This window comes from Tessaracoccus aquimaris (assembly GCF_001997345.1).
Classification (GTDB): domain Bacteria; phylum Actinomycetota; class Actinomycetes; order Propionibacteriales; family Propionibacteriaceae; genus Arachnia; species Arachnia aquimaris.
Genome location: NZ_CP019606.1, coordinates 1253214 through 1270147 on the forward strand (window position 1 = coordinate 1253214; position 16934 = coordinate 1270147).

General features: G+C 68.9%; 15 protein-coding genes. 2 read left to right on the forward strand and 13 right to left on the reverse strand.

Annotated elements, in window-relative coordinates; all coding sequences use genetic code 11:
• Window positions 1-1146: 1146 nt before the first annotated feature.
• The 13 genes from BW730_RS05925 to efp all read right to left on the reverse strand — a co-directional run bounded on the left by BW730_RS05925 (window position 1147) and on the right by efp (window position 15249).
• A complete protein-coding gene (locus tag BW730_RS05925; RefSeq protein WP_077685453.1) occupies window positions 1147-2475 on the reverse strand; it encodes an RsmB/NOP family class I SAM-dependent RNA methyltransferase in 1329 nt (442 codons plus the stop codon).
• Window positions 2472-3383 (reverse strand): methionyl-tRNA formyltransferase, encoded by a 912-nt coding sequence (gene fmt, locus BW730_RS05930; protein ID WP_077685454.1) that lies wholly within the window; start codon window positions 3381-3383, stop codon window positions 2472-2474. Before fmt ends, BW730_RS05925 begins: the two co-directional genes overlap by 4 nt.
• A complete protein-coding gene (locus BW730_RS05935; protein WP_077685455.1) occupies window positions 3380-5317 on the reverse strand; it encodes a primosomal protein N' family DNA-binding protein in 1938 nt (645 codons plus the stop codon). The genes fmt and BW730_RS05935 overlap by 4 nt, the downstream gene beginning before the upstream one ends.
• A 2-nt stretch (window positions 5318-5319) precedes the next feature.
• Window positions 5320-6507: a methionine adenosyltransferase gene (metK, locus tag BW730_RS05940; RefSeq protein WP_077685456.1), complete on the reverse strand. Its 1188-nt coding sequence runs from the start codon at window positions 6505-6507 to the stop codon at window positions 5320-5322.
• An 81-nt stretch (window positions 6508-6588) separates the two neighbouring features.
• Window positions 6589-6933: a DNA-directed RNA polymerase subunit omega gene (gene rpoZ, locus BW730_RS05945; protein ID WP_077687540.1), complete on the reverse strand. Its 345-nt coding sequence runs from the start codon at window positions 6931-6933 to the stop codon at window positions 6589-6591.
• Window positions 6934-6959: 26 nt separating this feature from the next.
• A complete protein-coding gene (gene gmk, locus BW730_RS05950) occupies window positions 6960-7514 on the reverse strand; it encodes a guanylate kinase (protein ID WP_077685457.1) in 555 nt (184 codons plus the stop codon).
• 26 nt (window positions 7515-7540) lie between these two features.
• Complete coding sequence (gene mihF / locus BW730_RS05955) at window positions 7541-7852, reverse strand: integration host factor, actinobacterial type (protein ID WP_077685458.1); 312 nt, start codon at window positions 7850-7852, stop codon at window positions 7541-7543.
• Window positions 7853-7931: 79 nt separating this feature from the next.
• On the reverse strand, window positions 7932-8759 hold the full coding sequence (pyrF, locus tag BW730_RS05960; RefSeq protein WP_077685459.1) for an orotidine-5'-phosphate decarboxylase: 828 nt from the start codon (window positions 8757-8759) through the stop codon (window positions 7932-7934).
• Window positions 8759-9808: a quinone-dependent dihydroorotate dehydrogenase gene (locus tag BW730_RS05965; RefSeq protein ID WP_077685460.1), complete on the reverse strand. Its 1050-nt coding sequence runs from the start codon at window positions 9806-9808 to the stop codon at window positions 8759-8761. The genes pyrF and BW730_RS05965 overlap by 1 nt, the downstream gene beginning before the upstream one ends.
• Window positions 9805-13110 carry a carbamoyl-phosphate synthase large subunit gene (gene carB / locus BW730_RS05970; protein ID WP_077685461.1) on the reverse strand — a complete coding sequence of 1102 codons (3306 nt, stop codon included), beginning with the start codon at window positions 13108-13110 and terminating at the stop codon, window positions 9805-9807. The genes BW730_RS05965 and carB overlap by 4 nt, the downstream gene beginning before the upstream one ends.
• Window positions 13110-14237, reverse strand: a complete 1128-nt coding sequence (gene carA / locus BW730_RS05975; RefSeq protein ID WP_077685462.1) for a glutamine-hydrolyzing carbamoyl-phosphate synthase small subunit — start codon at window positions 14235-14237, stop codon at window positions 13110-13112. The genes carB and carA overlap by 1 nt, the downstream gene beginning before the upstream one ends.
• A gap of 16 nt (window positions 14238-14253) precedes the next feature.
• Window positions 14254-14682: a transcription antitermination factor NusB gene (gene nusB, locus BW730_RS05980; RefSeq protein ID WP_077685463.1), complete on the reverse strand. Its 429-nt coding sequence runs from the start codon at window positions 14680-14682 to the stop codon at window positions 14254-14256.
• Complete coding sequence (gene efp, locus BW730_RS05985) at window positions 14683-15249, reverse strand: elongation factor P (protein WP_077685464.1); 567 nt, start codon at window positions 15247-15249, stop codon at window positions 14683-14685.
• A 387-nt stretch (window positions 15250-15636) separates the two neighbouring features.
• On the opposite strand from efp, the gene BW730_RS18030 reads away from it, so the two are divergent.
• Window positions 15637-16218 (forward strand): sensor domain-containing protein, encoded by a 582-nt coding sequence (locus tag BW730_RS18030; RefSeq protein WP_145952743.1) that lies wholly within the window; start codon window positions 15637-15639, stop codon window positions 16216-16218.
• 17 nt (window positions 16219-16235) lie between these two features.
• On the forward strand, window positions 16236-16874 hold the full coding sequence (locus BW730_RS05990; RefSeq protein ID WP_158522490.1) for a sensor histidine kinase: 639 nt from the start codon (window positions 16236-16238) through the stop codon (window positions 16872-16874).
• Window positions 16875-16934: the final 60 nt, after the last annotated feature.

A 16934-nucleotide genomic window follows, 5' to 3' on the forward strand; every position in this document is an offset into this window, starting at 1 on the left:
CGCGCGGCGCGGTCGCGCAACTCAGGGGCACGGCTCCCAACCACAGCGAAGACCCACAGTGACGGGCAGACGGGGACGGGACGCCGGGCGGCCTCAACCACTCGCACCGAGCCACAGGCCAGCACCCAAGGACCAGACCGGCACCAATGCCGCCCGGTTCCCGGCCGCGGCTGACCGGCGGGATTCACGATCGGCGATCGGACCCCGCGACAAGCTCAGGGAACGGGTGATCGGACCCTTCGACGAGCTCAGAGAACGGGTGATCGGACCCTTCGACGAGCTCAGAGAACGGGTGATCGGACCCTTCGACGAGCTCAGAGAACGGGTGATCGGACCCCTCGACAAGCTCGGGGAACGGTGGTTGAGTCCTCAGGCAAGGTCGCGAGGATTCGACACAATGGGCGCCGCTCCGCGCCACCAGCGGCTCAGCCAGCAGGCCGGTCGACAAGCTCCGGAGCGGTGGTGCAGTCCGCAGTCCTGGACACGAGGATTTCGACGCGGCTCAATCAGCAAGCCCGGCCACGCCAACAGTGGAACGCGAGGTGCCGGAGGTTACGGCCGTGAGCCTCAGTCGCCCCTACTGCGCCGCATGCCCAACCCGACCAGGCAGGAACTGGCCTCACGCCTCGACCACGCTCGACCCGAGCGGGGCGACCGGGAGGCGCGCGGCGCGGTCGCGCAACTCAGGGGCACGGCTCCCACCCACAGCAAAGACCAAGAGACGGGCAGACGGGGACGGGACACCGGGCGGCCTCAACCACTCTCACCGAGCCACAACCAGCCCCCAAGAGGACCCGCACCAACGCCGCCCGGTTCCCGGCCGCGGCTGACCGGCATCAAGACGTCGGCAACAAACGACCATCGGACCGCTCGAGAGGCTCGAAGAATGGCGATCGGACCCCTCGACAAGCTCGGGGAACGATGGCCAAGTCCCCAGCGAGGTCAAGTAGATTTCGACACGCTGGCCGACGCTCCGCGCCGCCCACCGGCTCAATCAGCGATCCAGGGAACGGTCGCCTATCCCCCAAGCAAGGTCACGTAGATTTCGACACGCTGGCCGACGCTCCGCGCCGACCACCGGTTCAGTCAGCGGACCCACGGCTACGCGCCGACCACAGGCTCAAATCAGCAGGCCCACAGGCTCGACTAGAGGACCCGCAAGAGCGACAGGTACATGGCGTCAGTGCCCTGTCTGTGGGTCCAGAGTTGGACGTCCTCCCCCACCCCCACGTCCGGCACCTCCGGCAGCAGATCCGCAGCAACGAGCCTCTCCACCCCAGGCGTCGAGGCGAGCACGTCGTCGACCACCTCGGTCGTCTCGGCCCGATGCGGGGAACACGTCACGTACGCCACGACACCGCCAGGCAGCGTCGACGCGAGCGCCGTCCGCAACAGCGAACGCTGCGACTCCCCCAAGGCCCTGACGTCCTCGGGTCCTCGCCTCCACCGCGAGTCAGGTCGCCGCCGCAACGCACCCAAGCCGGAGCACGGCACGTCGACCATCACCTTCGCGAACGAGCGACCCCACGCCGGCGCCGTACCGTCCGCGGTGATCACCTCGTAGCCGTCCGGGTACGCCGACAGCGCCTCGGCGACCAGGCGCGCCCGGTGCTCCTGCGCCTCGCTCGCCAGCAGCCACGTGCCGTCCCTCCGAGCCAGGCCAGCCAGCAGCGCGGCCTTGCCACCGGGGCCTGCGCACATGTCCAACCACGGACCCTCGGGTGCTTCGGCCCGCGCCAGGGCAAGGGCGACCAACTGCGAGCCCTCGTCCTGCACGCCAGCAAGACCCTGACGCACCGCGGGCTGATCGGCGGGGGCTCCCGCCGCCGTGGCGCCGTACGGCGACCAACGCGTCGGCGTGGCGTCCTTCAGATCGGCGACCTCGGCGAGCCCGGGACGCACCACCAGCGTCGGTTGCGGCGAGACGTTGTTCGCGGCGAGCGCCTCGGCGATCTCCTCGACGGGCAACACGTCCGCGTACGCCTCGACGATCCAGCGCGGATGCTGCCCGCGCACCGCGAGCGCCCCCAACGCGTCCTCGCCCTCAGCCAACTCGTCCAGCCAGGCGTCAAGCGGCTTGGCCGAGATCTTACGCATCACCGCATTGACCAACCCCGTGACGCGCTGCCCGACCGTCGCCCGCGCCAGGTCCACCGTCGTCCCGACGGCGGCGTAGCGCTTCATGCCCATGCCGAGCACCTGGTGCGCGCCGAGCCGCAGCAGGTCGACCACCGCGGGCTGCATGGTGCCGAGCGAGCGACCGGAGGCCGCCTCGATGACCAGGTCGTAGGTGCCCATCAGCCGACAGGTGCCCGCCACCAGTTCGGTGACCAGCCCGGCGTCGCGGGTGCTGAGCCCCGCGGTCGCAAGCCGCTTCGCGAGCGCGAGGTTCGCGTACGCGTCCTCACCGGTCACCTGGCGCAGCACGTCGAAGGCGATCCGGCGCGGCACGTCGACGGTGCTCGGCCTGCTCATGCGAGCACCTTGCCTTCCACGCCGGAGCGGGCCCAGTCGATCGCGGGCATCCGCCGCTTGCCCGGCGCCTGGACCTCGAGGAGTTCGAGCGTGCCGTCGCCGGTGCCGACGAAGACCTGCCGCTTGGTCGCGCTCAACTGCCCGGGGCCGAGCGGGAGCGGGTCGGCGACGCGGGCGCGGTAGACCTTGAACCGCTGCCCGTCGAGTTCGCACCAGGCGCCCGGGTCGGGAGAGCAGCCCATGATCTGGTTGCGCAGCGAGGCGGCGTCCCGGCCGAGGTCGAGGCGCGCCTCCTCGACGGTGATCTTCGGGGCGACCGTGATGCCCTCGGTCGGCTGGGGCGTGGGGGCGACCCCCACGGCGATCAGGTCGACGGCGGCGACCAGTTGACGCGCCCCCGACTCGGCGAGGCTGGCGAGCAACTCCCCCGCCGTGGCGTCCGGCATCGGGAACGACTCCACCAGGTACACGTCCCCGGCGTCGAGTTCGCGCACGATGTCGAAGCAGGCCGTGCCGATCTCGGGGTCGCCCGCCATGATGGCGCGCTGCACCGGCGCGGCCCCGCGCCAGCGCGGCAGCAGCGAGAAGTGCAGGTTGACCCAGCCGTGGGTCGGGATGTCGAGCGCCGACTGCGGCAGCAGCGCCCCGTAGGCGACCACCGGGCACGCGTCGGGGGCCAGGTCGCGCAGCCGGGCCTGGAACTCTGGGTCGCGTGGGTGCGACGGCTTCAGCACCTCGATCCCCAACTCGGTCGCGCGCTGGGCGACCGGCGAGGCGGTCAGCCTGCGGCCCCTACCCGCGGGCGCGTCCGGGCGGGTGACGACGGCGACGACCTCGTGCGAGGAAGCGACCAGGGCGTCAAGGGATGCGACGGCCGCCTCGGGGGTGCCGGCGAAGACCAGTCTCATCTGTCCTCCAACGATTCGGGGTCGACGGTGATGCTCAGCATTCCACGCTCCTTGCGGGCGGATCGGATCGCCGCGGCCGCCTTGACCCTGCGGGTCAGTTCCCTTCCCCGGTCGACGGGGGCCCGCAGCAACGCCGCCCAGCGCTCGGGGCCCACCTCGGTCGGGCCGAGGATCTCGATGCCCTCCCAGTCGTCGTTGTCCAGGAAGTCGTTCACCGCGTCCGGTTCCCCGACGATGCGCGCCAATTTGGTGGCAGGCACAAGGCCCGCGTCGGCCCGGTCGGCCAGTTCGCGCGCGACGAAGCCCGCCAGGTCGGAGCGGACCATCGCCTGGATCGCCGGCTGGGTGTCGGTCCCGACGATCAGCACCGACCCTCCCTCCCGGGGGCCGCGGGCGAGCGCCGCGGCGTTGGACCAGCGGCGCACCGCCTCCTCGGCGGCGCGCAGGTCCGCGCGGGCCAGCGTCACGTCGGCGTCGAGGATCAGCGCCCCTGCGTAGCCGCCCGCAGCCTCGGGTTCGGCGCCCGGGGTCGCGACGACGATGGCCGCCTGGTCCGGCACCTCGTCGCGGATCCGGTCCGCCGACGAGTTGACCGCGAGCACGCCGGGAAAGGCCCGTGCGAGTTCCTCAGCGGTGCGGGCGGCACCCGCGAGCGGGGTGCGCAACCCAGAGGTGTGGCAGTGGGGGCAGGTCCAGCGGCTGGGCCGGAAGCCGCACAGCGCGCATTCGGGCATCCCTCGGGTCTTCTCCCGCATCGGGCCCTCGCACTTGGGGCAGCGCGCCAGGTTCCCGCACCTGGCGCAGGAGAGCGATGCGGAGAAGCCGACCATCGGCACCTGAACGAGCACGGGGCCCTTCGCGAGGTGGTCGCGGAGGAATCGGAAGGCCACCGAAGGGATCCGCAGCCGGGCCGCGGTCGGGTCCCGGTCGCGGTCGACCTCTGACACCGCCCGGACCGGCGTGGAGACGCGGCGGGAGTCTCCTGGGCTGAGGGCGAGTTCGCGCAGCCACCCCCTCTCGACCAGCGCCTGCGCGTCGGTGCTGCGCGCGTGGCCGGCGATCAGAAGGGCGGCGTTCTCGCGCGAGGCGCGCAGGATCGCGACGGCTCGGGCGTGCGGGTGCGGGGCGCGCGGTTCTGCGTAGCCGTCGTGCCCGTCGTCGACGATCACCACGAGGCCGAGGTCGTGGACCGGCGCGAACACCGCGCTGCGGGTCCCGACGATGATCCTCGCCTCGCCCCTGGCTGCGGCCAGATAGGCGCGATAGCGCGCGGACCGGCCGAGTTCTGCGGCAAGCGAGGCGACGGCGCCGTGGCCGAAGACGGCCCGGAAGCGGGTCAACGCCCGGTTGACCTCCCGCACCGTCGGGAACACCACGACCACGGAGCGACCGGAGGCGAGCGTCGCGTCGCAGGCCTCGATGACTCCGCCCAACAGGTCGCCCGGCCCGTCGTTGACGGCCGCGGCCTGCCACATGACGCGCGGCGAGCGCCCTTCGCGTAGGGCGTCGAGCAGCGTGGCGCCCTCCGGGTAGCTGGGCAGCACGGTCGCCGACTCGAGGGGCTTGGGGGCGGGCCACTCGCGCTGCGGTGCCTTCTCGGTGGTGGCGTGTCGAGGCGGGATGGCCAGTCGCGCCACGTCCCACCAGGTGCCCGCATAGTGGTCAGCCACGGCCCGGATCAGCTCGTTGACGCGCGGCACCGCGATGGGTTCCGGGGAGACGACCTTGCGGAGCTTTGCGAGGGAGTCGAGTTCGCTCTCGTCGGCCAGTTCGATGAGCCAGCCATCGCGCAACTGGCCGGAGAACGGCACCTTGACGCGGGCCCCGACCACTGCATCCGCCACGAGGGCCTCGGGAATCTCGTAGTCGAACAGCCGGTCCAGGTGGGCCAGCGGCACGTCCACGGCGACCCGGGCCACCCGTGGGAAGCTCACCGTTATCCCTTGACTGCGGCCGCCAGCGCGTCGGCGCGGTCGGTCCGCTCCCAGGTGGCGTTGGGCAGGTCGCGGCCGAAGTGGCCGTAGACCGTCACGTCGCTGTAGATGGGGCGCAGCAGGTCGAGGTCGCGGATGATCGCGCCGGGGCGCAGGTCGAAGGTGGCGAGCACGGCGTCCCGGATCTGCGACTCGGGCACCACGGAGGTGCCGAAGGTGTCGAGGTAGAAGCCGACGGGGTGCGCCTTGCCGATGGCGTAGGCGACCTGCACCTCGCAGCGCCTCGCGAGGCCCGCGGCGACGACGTTCTTGGCGACCCAGCGCATCGCGTAGGCGGCCGAGCGGTCGACCTTCGACGGGTCCTTGCCTGAGAAGGCGCCGCCGCCGTGGCGGGCCATGCCGCCGTAGGTGTCGACGATGATCTTGCGACCCGTGACGCCTGCGTCGCCCATCGGGCCACCGATGACGAACTTGCCTGTCGGGTTGACCAGGACGCGCTCGGGGACCGCGAAGCCGTACCTGTCGAGCACCGGGGCGATGACCTCGCGGCGCAGGTCGGCGCCGATGGTGTCCTGCGTGACGTCCTCGCCGTGCTGCGAGCTGACCACGATGGTGTCGATCCCCTCGGGGCGACCCTCATCGTCGTAGGAGACGGTGACCTGGGTCTTGCCGTCGGGCCTGAGGTAGGGCAGCGTCGCGTCCTTGCGGACCTCGGTGAGCCGCTCCGCGAGCCGGTGCGCCAGGTCGATGGGCAGCGGCATCAGAGCGGGGGTCTCGTCGCAGGCGAAGCCGAACATCAGGCCCTGGTCGCCCGCGCCCTGGAGGCTGACGGCGTCGGCCTCGGCGTCCACGCGGTGTTCGTATGCGTCGTCAACGCCCTGGGCGATGTCGGGCGACTGGTTGCCGATCGCGACCGAGACGCCGCAGGACGCGCCGTCGAAGCCCTTCCTGGACGAGTCGTAGCCGATCTCGAGGATGCGTTCGCGGACGAGGTTGGCGACGTCGACATAGCCGGTCGTCGACACCTCCCCCGCGACGACCACGAGGCCGGTGGTGATCAGCGTCTCGACGGCGACGCGCGCGAGCGGGTCCTGCGTGAGCAGCCCGTCGAGCACGGCGTCGGAGATGGAATCTGCGATCTTGTCGGGGTGACCTTCGGTCACGGACTCCGACGTGAAGAGTCGGCTCATGACGAGCTCCTTAGTGCGGCGACAAGCCGCGTTGGTGAGGGTGGATGTGGCGGCAACAAGCCGCCCCCTTGTGGGCGTCGGTCAGGACGCGGGAGTGTCGTCCGTTGCGAACGGGTCGACGAAGGTGAAGGCCGGATCTGCGGTCTCGGAGGCGCGGGAGGCTTCCTCGGCGGCGGGATCGATCTGGGTGTACTGCAGGAGGCCCTCGTTCATCTCGCGGAGAGCGATGGAGAGGGGCTTCTCCTCCGGAGCGGCAGGCACCATGGGGCCGACGTTCTCCAGCAGGCCCTCACCGAGCTGCGAGTAGTAGGCGTTGATCTGCCGCGCACGCTTCGCCGCGAACAGCACCAGACGGTACTTCGAGTCGATGTCGTGCAGCAGGTTGTCGATCGGCGGATTGGTGATGCCTTCAGGCTGAGTGTTCAAGGTGATCCTTCGTTCACGGATTTCGATCACAAGCCCATCAAGCTTACCAAAGTATTGACGGTGTCCTCGATCTCGATGTTCTTGACGACGTGGTCGGCCTCGGCGATCGCCTCAAGCTCGACCCGTGCGGTGGCGAGGCGTCGCTCCTGGCCCGCCTTGTCCTCGGTGCCGCGCCCCTCAAGGCGCGAGACCAGCTCCTCCCAGGACGGCGGGGTCAGGAAGACCAGCCGCGCCTCGGGGAGGTTGCGCTTGACCTGACGGGCGCCCTGCAGGTCGATCTCGAGGACGACCTGGTTACCCGCGGCGAGCGCGTCGAGGACGGGCTGCCTGGGGGTGCCATAGAAGTTGGTGCCGTGCACCACGGCCCATTCGAGGAACTCTCCCCGCTCGATCAACGACTGGAACTCTTCGATGGAGACGAACCGGTACGACGTCCCGTCGGTCTCCCCCGGACGCGGCTCGCGCGTGGTCATGGAGACGGAATAGAAGAGTTCGGGGTGCAGCTCCTTGAGCCTGGCGCAGACGGTGCCCTTACCCACTGCGCTCGGCCCGGAGATCACCCACACATGCGAGGTGTTCACCAGGCCGAGCTTAGGTCACGCAGTGGTTAGTTGAACAACTCGTTCAGTCGCTCCACCTGGTGGCGACCGAGGCCACGAATGCGCCGGTTCGGGGCGATCTGGAGGTTCTCCATGATCTCCGTGGCGCGCGTCACACCCACCCGTGGGATGGAACGCAGCAGGTCGATGACCTTGATGCGCGACAAGGTGTCATCGGCGAGCGCCTTGTCGAGAGCCTTGCTGAAAGTCAGCTCGCCGTTCTTTACCCGGTCCTTGAGTTCTGCGCGCGCGCGACGAGCCTGCGTCGCGGCCTCACGTGCGGCACCGAGTTGCTCGCTGCTCAATTGTGGAATCGTCATTGAAAGTCCCTTCACCTCATGACTATTCGAATCGACACGCCTTGTGTCGAGAAGAATCTACCTTCGTTGTATCCGAAAGTCAGTAGTTTTCACCGTTTTCTGGCAACTTGCGCAACTCGGCAGTTAGACTCCGCGCCCTTTCTCCCAAGTTCTCGTGTCCGCTGCCGATGATGTCACGACTCGCAGTGGGTAGTACGCGCGGGAGAGCGCTCCCAAACACGTCGGCCAGACCCGAGATGGTGCCTCCCTGTGCACCGATCCCCGGGACCAGAATTGATCCGTTGAAACCGCCAAGATCACATCCTGCCTCCCGGTGTGTCGCACCCACGACGAGCCCGATGCAGCCCTCTGCGGAGGCATTCATCTCCCGCGTTTCGTTGACGATGTGCTGGGCAACGGTTCCCGCGCCGGTATCGGCGAGTTGGATGGTCGCGCCGTCGGGGTTGGAGGTGCGGGCCAGTACATAGACCCCCTGTCCACCCGCGACGGCGGCGTCGATGGCCGGGCGGAGGGCGCCGACGCCGAGGTAGGGGCTGATGGTGATGGCGTCGGCCCAGAGCGGCGCGCCGTCTCCCAGGTAGGCAGCCGCGTAGCCCGCCATGGACGAGCCGATGTCGCCGCGCTTCACGTCGAGAATCGACAAGGCGCCCGCATCGCGGATGTCGGCGAGCACGCGTTCGAGGACGGCGACGCCGCGCGATCCATATGCCTCAAAGAAGGCTGACTGGGGCTTGAACACCGCGATCGTGGGGCCGAGGACCTCGACGATGCCGCGGGCGCAGCGTTCCAGTCCGGAGAGGTCGTGGGCGAGGCCCCATGCGTCGAGGACGCTTGGCATCGGATCGATGCCGACACACAGCCTCCCCCGTTGAGCGGTCACCTGGGCGAGGCGGTCGGCATAGGTCACTAGCTTCTCCTTGTGTCGTTGATCCCGGCGATCAGGGCCGGCCCTTCGTAGATGAATCCCGTGTACAACTGCACCAGCGCAGCACCCGCGTCGAACATCCGGGCGCCGTCCCTGGGGCTCATGATGCCCCCCACACCCATGACCGGCAGTGTAGTTGAGGTTGTCAACCGTTCAACGAAGTTGAGCGCCTTGGCGGTCAGCGGCGCGCCGCTCAGCCCGCCAGCCTGGTTGGCGAGTGCGGAGTCGGCTGAGTGCAGGCCTTCCCTGGAGAGGGTGGTATTGGTCGCGATCAGGCCGCTGACTGAGGAATCGCGCAGAACTGCGAGAGTTTCGTCCAGATCGGTGCCCTGAAGGTCGGGTGCGAGCTTCACAAAGATCGGCACCGGCGTGTCGGACAGGTCCCGCGCCTCGGTCGTGAGGGCCGACACGAGGTGGCCGATCTCACGGGCCGCCTGCAGGCTGCGCAGGCCGGGAGTGTTCGGGCTGGACACGTTGACGGCGATGTAGTCGGCAAGCGGCGCCAGCAGTCGCAGCGACATCAGGTAGTCGTCGGTGGCCTGGTCGAGGGGCGTCGCCTTGGTCTTGCCGATCGAGACGCCCAGCGGGATCCCCATGGCCGAGTTGCCGCGGGCCACTCCCTTGGCCCGGAGCGTCTGCGCGAGCGCGGCGGCGCCCGCGTTGTTGAACCCCATCCGGTTCACGATGCCGCGACTACTGATCGCCCGGAAGACGCGGGGCTTCGGGTTGCCGGGCTGGGCGTGGGCGGTGACGGTGCCGAGTTCGGCGAAGCCGAATCCGAACCGCGCCCACGCCTGCGCCGCGACGCCGTCCTTGTCGAGGCCGGCCGCCAGCCCAACCCTGTTGGGGAAGCTGACGCCCGCCACCGTCACCGGGTCGGCGACCCGGCCGTCGGCGTGTCCCGGCACCCTGGAGAGCCAATGCAGCATGGCCTCGTGGACGCGTTCGGCGTCCCCCCCGGCATACCGGAACAGGCCAGCGCGGAGAGCACGGTATCCGGCGCGGAGCGCACGGGTACCGATCTCACTCATCGGGCAGCCCAGTCCTGAAGGGATCGGACGTCGATGTCGCCGCGCTGCAGCGACTCGATGCCCTGCGTCGCGGCGCCAAGCCCCGGGACGGTCGTCACGAGCGGCACGTCGGCGAGCACGGCGGCGGTGCGGATCTGGTAGCCGTCCTCGCGGGTGCTCTCCCCCGACGACGAGCCCTCGGGCGTGTTGAAGATCAGGTCGATCTTGCCGGAGTTGATCAGCTCGACGATGCTCGGCTGCGTGGCGCCCTCGGTCATCTCGGACAGCTTCTTGACGTCCTCGGCGGCGACGCCGTTGCGGCGCAGCACCGAGGCGGTGCCGCGGGTGGCGAGCACCCGGAAGCCGAGGTCGACCAGTCGCTTGATGGGCCAGATCGCGTGGCGCTTGTCGCGGTCGGCGATCGACACGAAGATCGTCCCTGCGGTGGGCAGCGGTCCCCCGCCGCCCGCTTGGGACTTGGCGTAGGCGGTGCCGAAGTTGTCGCTGAGGCCCATCACCTCGCCGGTGGAGCGCATCTCGGGGCCGAGCAGCGTGTCAACGAACGCTCCGGTGGAGGTGCGGAACCGGTTGAACGGCATCACGGCCTCCTTCACGGCGACCGGGGCGCCGGGCAGCGGCGTGGAGCCGTCGCCCTCGGCGCGCAGCATGCCGGAGGCGCGCAGGTCGGCGATCGACCGGCCGAGCATGACGAGAGCGGCCGCCTTCGCGAGTGAGGTGTTGGTGGCCTTCGAGACGAACGGCACCGTCCGGGAGGCGCGCGGGTTGGCCTCCAGCACGTACAGCGTGTCGGAATGCAGCGCGTACTGGATGTTCAGCAACCCCCGCACGCCGACGCCCTCCGCGATCGCGAGCGTGTCATGGCGGATCTGGTCGATCACCGCGTCCCCGAGGGTGATCGGCGGGAGCGAGCAGGCCGAGTCGCCGGAGTGGATGCCCGCCTCCTCGATGTGCTCCATCACGCCGCCGATGTAGAGGTCGGTGCCGTCGTAGAGCGCGTCGACGTCGATCTCCACCGCGTCGTCGAGGAAGCGGTCAACCAGCACGGGCTGGTCCTGGCTCACCTCGGTCGCCTTCTGGATGTAGGTCTCGAGAGCCTCGTCGGTGTAGACGATCTGCATCCCGCGCCCGCCGAGCACGTAGCTCGGGCGCACCAGGACCGGGTAGCCGATCTCCTTGGCGATCGCCTTTGCCTCGTCGGCGGAGGCCGCCATGCCGTGCTTCGGGGCGGTCAGGCCCGCGTTGGCGAGCACCCGACCAAACGCGCCGCGCTCCTCCGCGAGGTTGATCGCCTCCGGCGAGGTGCCGACGATGGGCACCCCGGCATCCTTCAGCGTCTGCGCGAGCTTCAGCGGCGTCTGCCCACCGAGCTGGCAGATGACCCCAGCGACGGGGCCCGCCTGGAGCTCGGCGTGGTAGATCTCGAGGACGTCCTCGGCCGTCAGGGGCTCGAAGTAGAGGCGGTCGGCCGTGTCGTAGTCGGTGGAGACCGTCTCGGGGTTGCAGTTGACCATCACGGTCTCGTAGCCGGCCTCGCGAAGGGCCATGGTGGCGTGCACGCACGAGTAGTCGAACTCGATGCCCTGGCCGATCCGGTTCGGGCCGGAGCCGAGGATCAGCACGGCCTCCTTGGTGCGCGCGGGCACCTCGGTCTCCTCGTCATAGGACGAGTAGAGGTACGGCGTCGCGGCCGCGAACTCGGCCGCGCAGGTGTCGACGGCCTTGTACACGGGGCGGATGCCGAGCGCCCACCGGACGCCGCGCACCACGTCGGTGCTGAGGTTACGCAGCCGGGCGACCTGGGCGTCGGAGAGTCCGTGCCGCTTGGCCATCCGCAGCACCTCGGGGGTCAGCTCGGCGGCGTCGCGGACCTCGCGGGCGGCGTCGAGCATCACGACGAGTTGGTCGAGGAACCACGGGTCGATCTTGGTGGCGTCGAAGACCTGCTCGACGCTGGCGCCCGCGCGCAGCGCGTTCATGACGAGCTGGATGCGACCGTCGTGGGGTCGGCTGGCGCGCTCGAGCAGGTCGTCGACCGAGTCGGTGATCGGCTGGCCGAACTCGAAGGGCGCCTTCGGGTCCTCCATCGAGCGCAACGCCTTGCCGAGCGCCTCGGTGAAGTTGCGTCCGATGCCCATCGCCTCGCCGACCGACTTCATGTGCGTGGTCAGGAACGGGTCGGCGGCCGGGAACTTCTCGAACGCGAAGCGGGGCACCTTGACGATCACGTAGTCGAGCGTCGGCTCGAAGCTCGCCGGGGTCTCCTTGGTGATGTCGTTGGGGATCTCGTCGAGGGTGTACCCGACGGCGACCTTCGCGGCGATCTTGGCGATCGGGAAGCCCGTGGCCTTCGACGCGAGCGCCGAGGAGCGCGACACGCGGGGGTTCATCTCGATGACGATCATGCGGCCGTCGTCGGGGTTGATCGCGAACTGGATGTTGCAGCCGCCGGTGTCGACGCCGACGGCGCGGATGATGCCGATGCCGACGTCGCGCATCCGCTGCAGTTCGCGGTCGGTCAGCGTCATGGCGGGGGCGACGGTGATGGAGTCGCCGGTGTGCACGCCCATCGGGTCGAAGTTCTCGATGGAGCAGATGATCACGACGTTGTCCGCCTTGTCGCGCATCACCTCCAGCTCGAACTCCTTCCAGCCGAGGATGGACTCCTCGATCAGGACCTCGGTGGTCGGCGATGCGGAGAGGCCCGCGCCTGCGATGTTGCGCAGTTCGCCCTCATCGTGGGCGAAGCCGGACCCGACGCCGCCCATGGTGAAGCTGGGGCGCACCACGACGGGGTAACCGAGGTCGTCGGCAGCGGCCACCACCTCGTCCATGGTGTGGCAGATGGCCGAGCGCGCCACCTCGGCGGCGCCGCCCGCGATGTCGGTGAGCCCGAGCACGATCTGCTTGAACTGTTCGCGGTCCTCGCCGCGCTGGATGGCCTCGATGGAGGCGCCGATCAGCTCGACTCCGTACTTCTCGAGCACCCCGTTCTCGTGTAGCTTGACGGCCGCGTTAAGCGCCGTCTGGCCACCGAGCGTGGCAAGCACCGCGTCGGGGCGCTCCTTGGCGATCACTCGCTCAACGAACTCGGGCGTGATGGGCTCGACGTAGGTCGCGTCGGCGAAGTCGGGGTCCGTCATGATGGTGGCCGGGTTCGAGTTCACCAGGACGACGCGGTAGCCCTCCTCGCGCAGCACGCGGCAGGCCTGGGTGCCGGAGTAGTCGAACTCGCAGGCCTGGCCGATCACGATCGGGCCGGAGCCGATGACGAGGATCGAGGAGATGTCCGTGCGGCGGGGCATCAGGCTTCCTTCCCGGCCGACAGGACGTCGGCGAAGCGGTCGAACAGGTAGTTGGCGTCGTGGGGTCCCGCTGCCGCCTCCGGGTGGTACTGCACCGAGAAGGCCACCAGGTCTCCGTCGCGGCGAAGTTCGAGGCCCTCCACGACGTCGTCGTTGAGGCACACGTGGCTGACGGTGACGTCGCCGAACTCGGTGCTTGTCGCCTTGTCGAGCGGCGCCTGGACGGCGAAGCCGTGGTTGTGGGCCGTGATCTCGACCTTGCCGGTGGTGCGGTCGACCACGGGCTGGTTGATGCCGCGGTGGCCGAACTTCAGCTTGTAGGTGTCGAGACCGAGCGCGCGGCCGAAGAGTTGGTTGCCGAAGCAGATGCCGAAGTAGGGCAGGCCCGCCTCGAGCACCTCGCGCAGCACGGAGATGGGGCCGGTCGCCGTGGCGGGGTCGCCCGGGCCGTTGCTGAAGAACACGCCGTCGGGCTGGTACTCCATCAGCTGCTCGAAGGTGGTGTGCGCAGGCACGACGTGCACCTCGAGCCCGCGGGCCGCGAGCTGGGTGGGCGTCATGGACTTGATACCGAGGTCGACCGCGACCACCGTCGCGCGCTTCTCGCCTTGGGCGGGCACGACGTAGTGCGTCTTGGTGGTGACGTCGCCGACCAGGTCGGCGCCCGCCATCAACGGCTGCTCGTTGACCTTCGCCAGCAGAGCCTGCGGATCAAGGGTGTCGGTGGAGATGCCGACGCGCATCACGCCGCGGTCGCGGACGTGGCGGGTCAGCGCCCTGGTGTCGATGTCGGAGATGCCCACGATGCCCTGGTCGCGCAGTTCCTCGTCGAGCGGCCTGCGGGAGCGCCAGTTGGAGGGGCGGGGCGCGGGGTCGCGGACGATGAAGCCCTGCACCCAGATGCGGCCGGACTCGCCGTCCTCGTCGTTCCAGCCGGTGTTGCCGATGTGCGGCGCGGTCATGAGGACGACCTGCCCGCGGTAGCTGGGGTCGGTCAGCGTCTCCTGGTAGCCGGACATGCCGGTCGAGAAGACCAGCTCACCGAAGGTCTCCCCCTCGGCGCCGAAGGACTGGCCACGAAATACGCGCCCATCCTCCAAAACCAACAATGCAGGACGGGAACTCATGCGTACCTCTTTCGGATCAGTTCGTTGTCGGCTTTGCCGCCAGGGCCTTTGACAGCAGTCCGTTCAGGAATGCCGGGGATTCGTCCGTCGAGAGGTCGCCCGCAAGGCGGACCGCCTCGGAGATCACTGCGGACGGCGGGGTCTCGGTGTAGTCGAGCTCGTAGATCGCGATGCGCGCCAGGTTGCGGTCGACGCAGGGCATCCGCTCCAACGGCCAGTTCATGGTCGTCGATTCTGCGATGCGCTGGTCGATCTCCATCTGGTGCTCCGCGACGCCGAGCACGATGTCGGTGGTCAGTTCGCGCACAGTATTGCCGGAAAGCGTGCGCTGCTCGGCGAACGTCTCACTGACCGAGGCGTCGCGTTGGTCCGCCATGAACAAGATGTCAAGGGCGGCCTTGCGGGCCTTGGTCTGCGAGCTGTAGTGGGGCTTGACGTCAGCCATTTAGCTGGAGACGCGTCCCAGGTAGGAGCCGCCCTCGCGGGTGTCGACCTTGATGCGCTCGCCGGTGGTGATGAACAGGGGAACCTGGATCTCCTTGCCGGTCTCCAGCGTGGCGGGCTTGGTGCCGCCGGTGGAGCGGTCGCCCTGCAGGCCGGGCTCGGTGTAGGTGACCTCGAGCTCGACCGATGCCGGGAGCTCAATGAACAGCGGGGTGCCCTCGTGGGTGGCGACGATGGCGTTCTGGTTCTCCAGCATGTAGTCCTTGGCATCGCCGACGATGTCTGCGGAGATCATGAACTGGTCGAAGGTGGTGTTGTCCATGAAGACGTAGTCGTCGCCGTCCATGTACAGGTACTGCATCTCGCGACGGTCGACGGTCGCGGTGTCGACCTTGGTGTCGGAGTTGAACGTCTTGTCGATGATCTTGCCGGTCAGCACGTGCTTGAGCTTGGAGCGCACGACGGTGTTGCCCTTGCCCGGCTTGTGGTGCTGGAACCACAGAACCTGCCAAAGCTGTCCATCGAGATCGAGAACCATGCCGTTCTTCAGATCGTTGGTTGACGCCATGTTGGGGACTCCTCGTCGCAGACTTGCGGCACTCACGCGGCCAGCGTTGCACTCTACCGCAGACGCCCCGAATCCCCCAAGGCGTTGCCCCGGCCGTCCATCAGGCGATGAGGCCCCCGGCCAGCGCGCTGACCAATGCACCAGCCACCCCCACGATTGCGACCATCCGCATCACCCGGCAGTGTGGCTCCCCCGGCGTGAGCCGATGCGTCGCACATATCGCAGCGACGGCTGCGATCGCGACGAGGGTGGCGGCACACAGCATGTCTCGACGGTAGGGCGCCGACTGGCGCTGGGTCAGGCCTGGAGGCATGCCTCTCTGCGGTGGTGCTGGCACCACCGTCGACATGCAGGCGGGCACTCCCGACACGAACTCCGCAACCAGGCATGCTGATGCGTATGAAAGACAAGGGCACACCGAAGCGCAGGTTCGGTCAGGCGATCACCGACAACGTCTGGCTTGCCTGGTATGCCTTTCGCGAGGCGATCGCCCTCGGATGGCTACCGTTGGGACTGATTCTCGGCGTGCTTGGCCTCGACTCGGCACCGCTGTTCTCGGCACTGCGCGAGAATGCCGAGCGCCAGCGACGACTGGCGTCCCGCGTCCTCGACCGCCCGCTATCCGCGCCGCCGTTCACCGCTCGTCGAGTCGCAGGCATAGAGGAAGTGGTCGCCCAGCTTCGCGACCCCGAGACGCTGGCCGACATCCGGTGGCACCTCACGAATCCACTCCTGAGCGCCATCGGCCTCTCCGTTCAGTTGGCCTGCATGATCGCTGGTGTCGTGTACATGGTGCAGGGAGCCGTCGGGTTTGTGGACTACCTCCCGTACGCCACCAACTACCTAGCGGGGCTTGCCTTCGGCACAGTTCTCCTCATATCGACGCTTCCCCTGGCACGCGTCAACCAGTTGACGACAGCGCGTCGGGCAGCCTTCCAACTCGCCGATGCCCCGGACAGACCGCTCTAGCGAAGCGGGTCGACGAGTTGACCACGACCCGGCGTTCGGCGCTGGAACTGCAGGAGGCTGAGATCCGCCGCATCGAGCGCGATCTCCACGACGGCGCCCAGGCGCGCATCGTCACCATGGGGATGACGCTGACGCAGGTGGAACGGCTGTTGGAGATCGACCCTGAGGGCGCGAGGCTGTTGCTCGCGACAGCCAAGAGCGACTCATCCGCGGCTCTGCAGGACCTCCGTGGGCTGGTGCGGGGCATCCGACCTCCGGTCCTTGCCGACCGGGGCCTTGTCGCGGCGGCAAGGGCGCTCGCGGCGTCGTCTCCGATCGACATGCGGGTCGAGGCGTCGGATTCGTTTCGCCTGATCGCCCCCTTGGAGTCGGCGCTGTACTTCACGATCGCCGAACTGGTCACGAACGCGGCAAAGCACTCCGGGGCGTCGGAGATCGTCATCGATCTGGAGGACGAGAGCGACTGGGCGGTCGCCCGGGTCACGGACAACGGCATCGGGGGTGTGGTTGAGGGACCGTTCGGGGGCATCGCGGGATCCGCGCCCGGCTCGCCCCGTTCGACGGCCACCTCGACGTCATCTCCCCGTCGGCGGCCCGACCGTCGTGACCGCCCGCGTCCCTCGCCCCGTGTAGCGGTGGCCTGGTTAGGGCGTTGAGCAGTATTCACTGGTCGAACCGCCCGAGTCCCCCGTCCCGTGTAGCGATGGCTGGGTGTC

What these genes read in the sequence shown, in the direction of transcription:
- BW730_RS05925 (WP_077685453.1), bottom strand. Translation starts at nt 2,475, where the DNA reads ATGAGCAGGCCGAGCACCGTCGACGTGCCGCGCCGGATCGCCTTCGAC.
- fmt (WP_077685454.1), bottom strand. Translation starts at nt 3,383, where the DNA reads ATGAGACTGGTCTTCGCCGGCACCCCCGAGGCGGCCGTCGCATCCCTT.
- metK (WP_077685456.1), bottom strand. Translation starts at nt 6,507, where the DNA reads ATGAGCCGACTCTTCACGTCGGAGTCCGTGACCGAAGGTCACCCCGAC.
- mihF (WP_077685458.1), bottom strand. Translation starts at nt 7,852, where the DNA reads ATGACGATTCCACAATTGAGCAGCGAGCAACTCGGTGCCGCACGTGAG.
- BW730_RS05965 (WP_077685460.1), bottom strand. Translation starts at nt 9,808, where the DNA reads ATGAGTGAGATCGGTACCCGTGCGCTCCGCGCCGGATACCGTGCTCTC.
- carB (WP_077685461.1), bottom strand. Translation starts at nt 13,110, where the DNA reads ATGCCCCGCCGCACGGACATCTCCTCGATCCTCGTCATCGGCTCCGGC.
- carA (WP_077685462.1), bottom strand. Translation starts at nt 14,237, where the DNA reads ATGAGTTCCCGTCCTGCATTGTTGGTTTTGGAGGATGGGCGCGTATTT.
- nusB (WP_077685463.1), bottom strand. Translation starts at nt 14,682, where the DNA reads ATGGCTGACGTCAAGCCCCACTACAGCTCGCAGACCAAGGCCCGCAAG.
- efp (WP_077685464.1), bottom strand. Translation starts at nt 15,249, where the DNA reads ATGGCGTCAACCAACGATCTGAAGAACGGCATGGTTCTCGATCTCGAT.
- BW730_RS18030 (WP_145952743.1), top strand. Translation starts at nt 15,637, where the DNA reads ATGCTGATGCGTATGAAAGACAAGGGCACACCGAAGCGCAGGTTCGGT.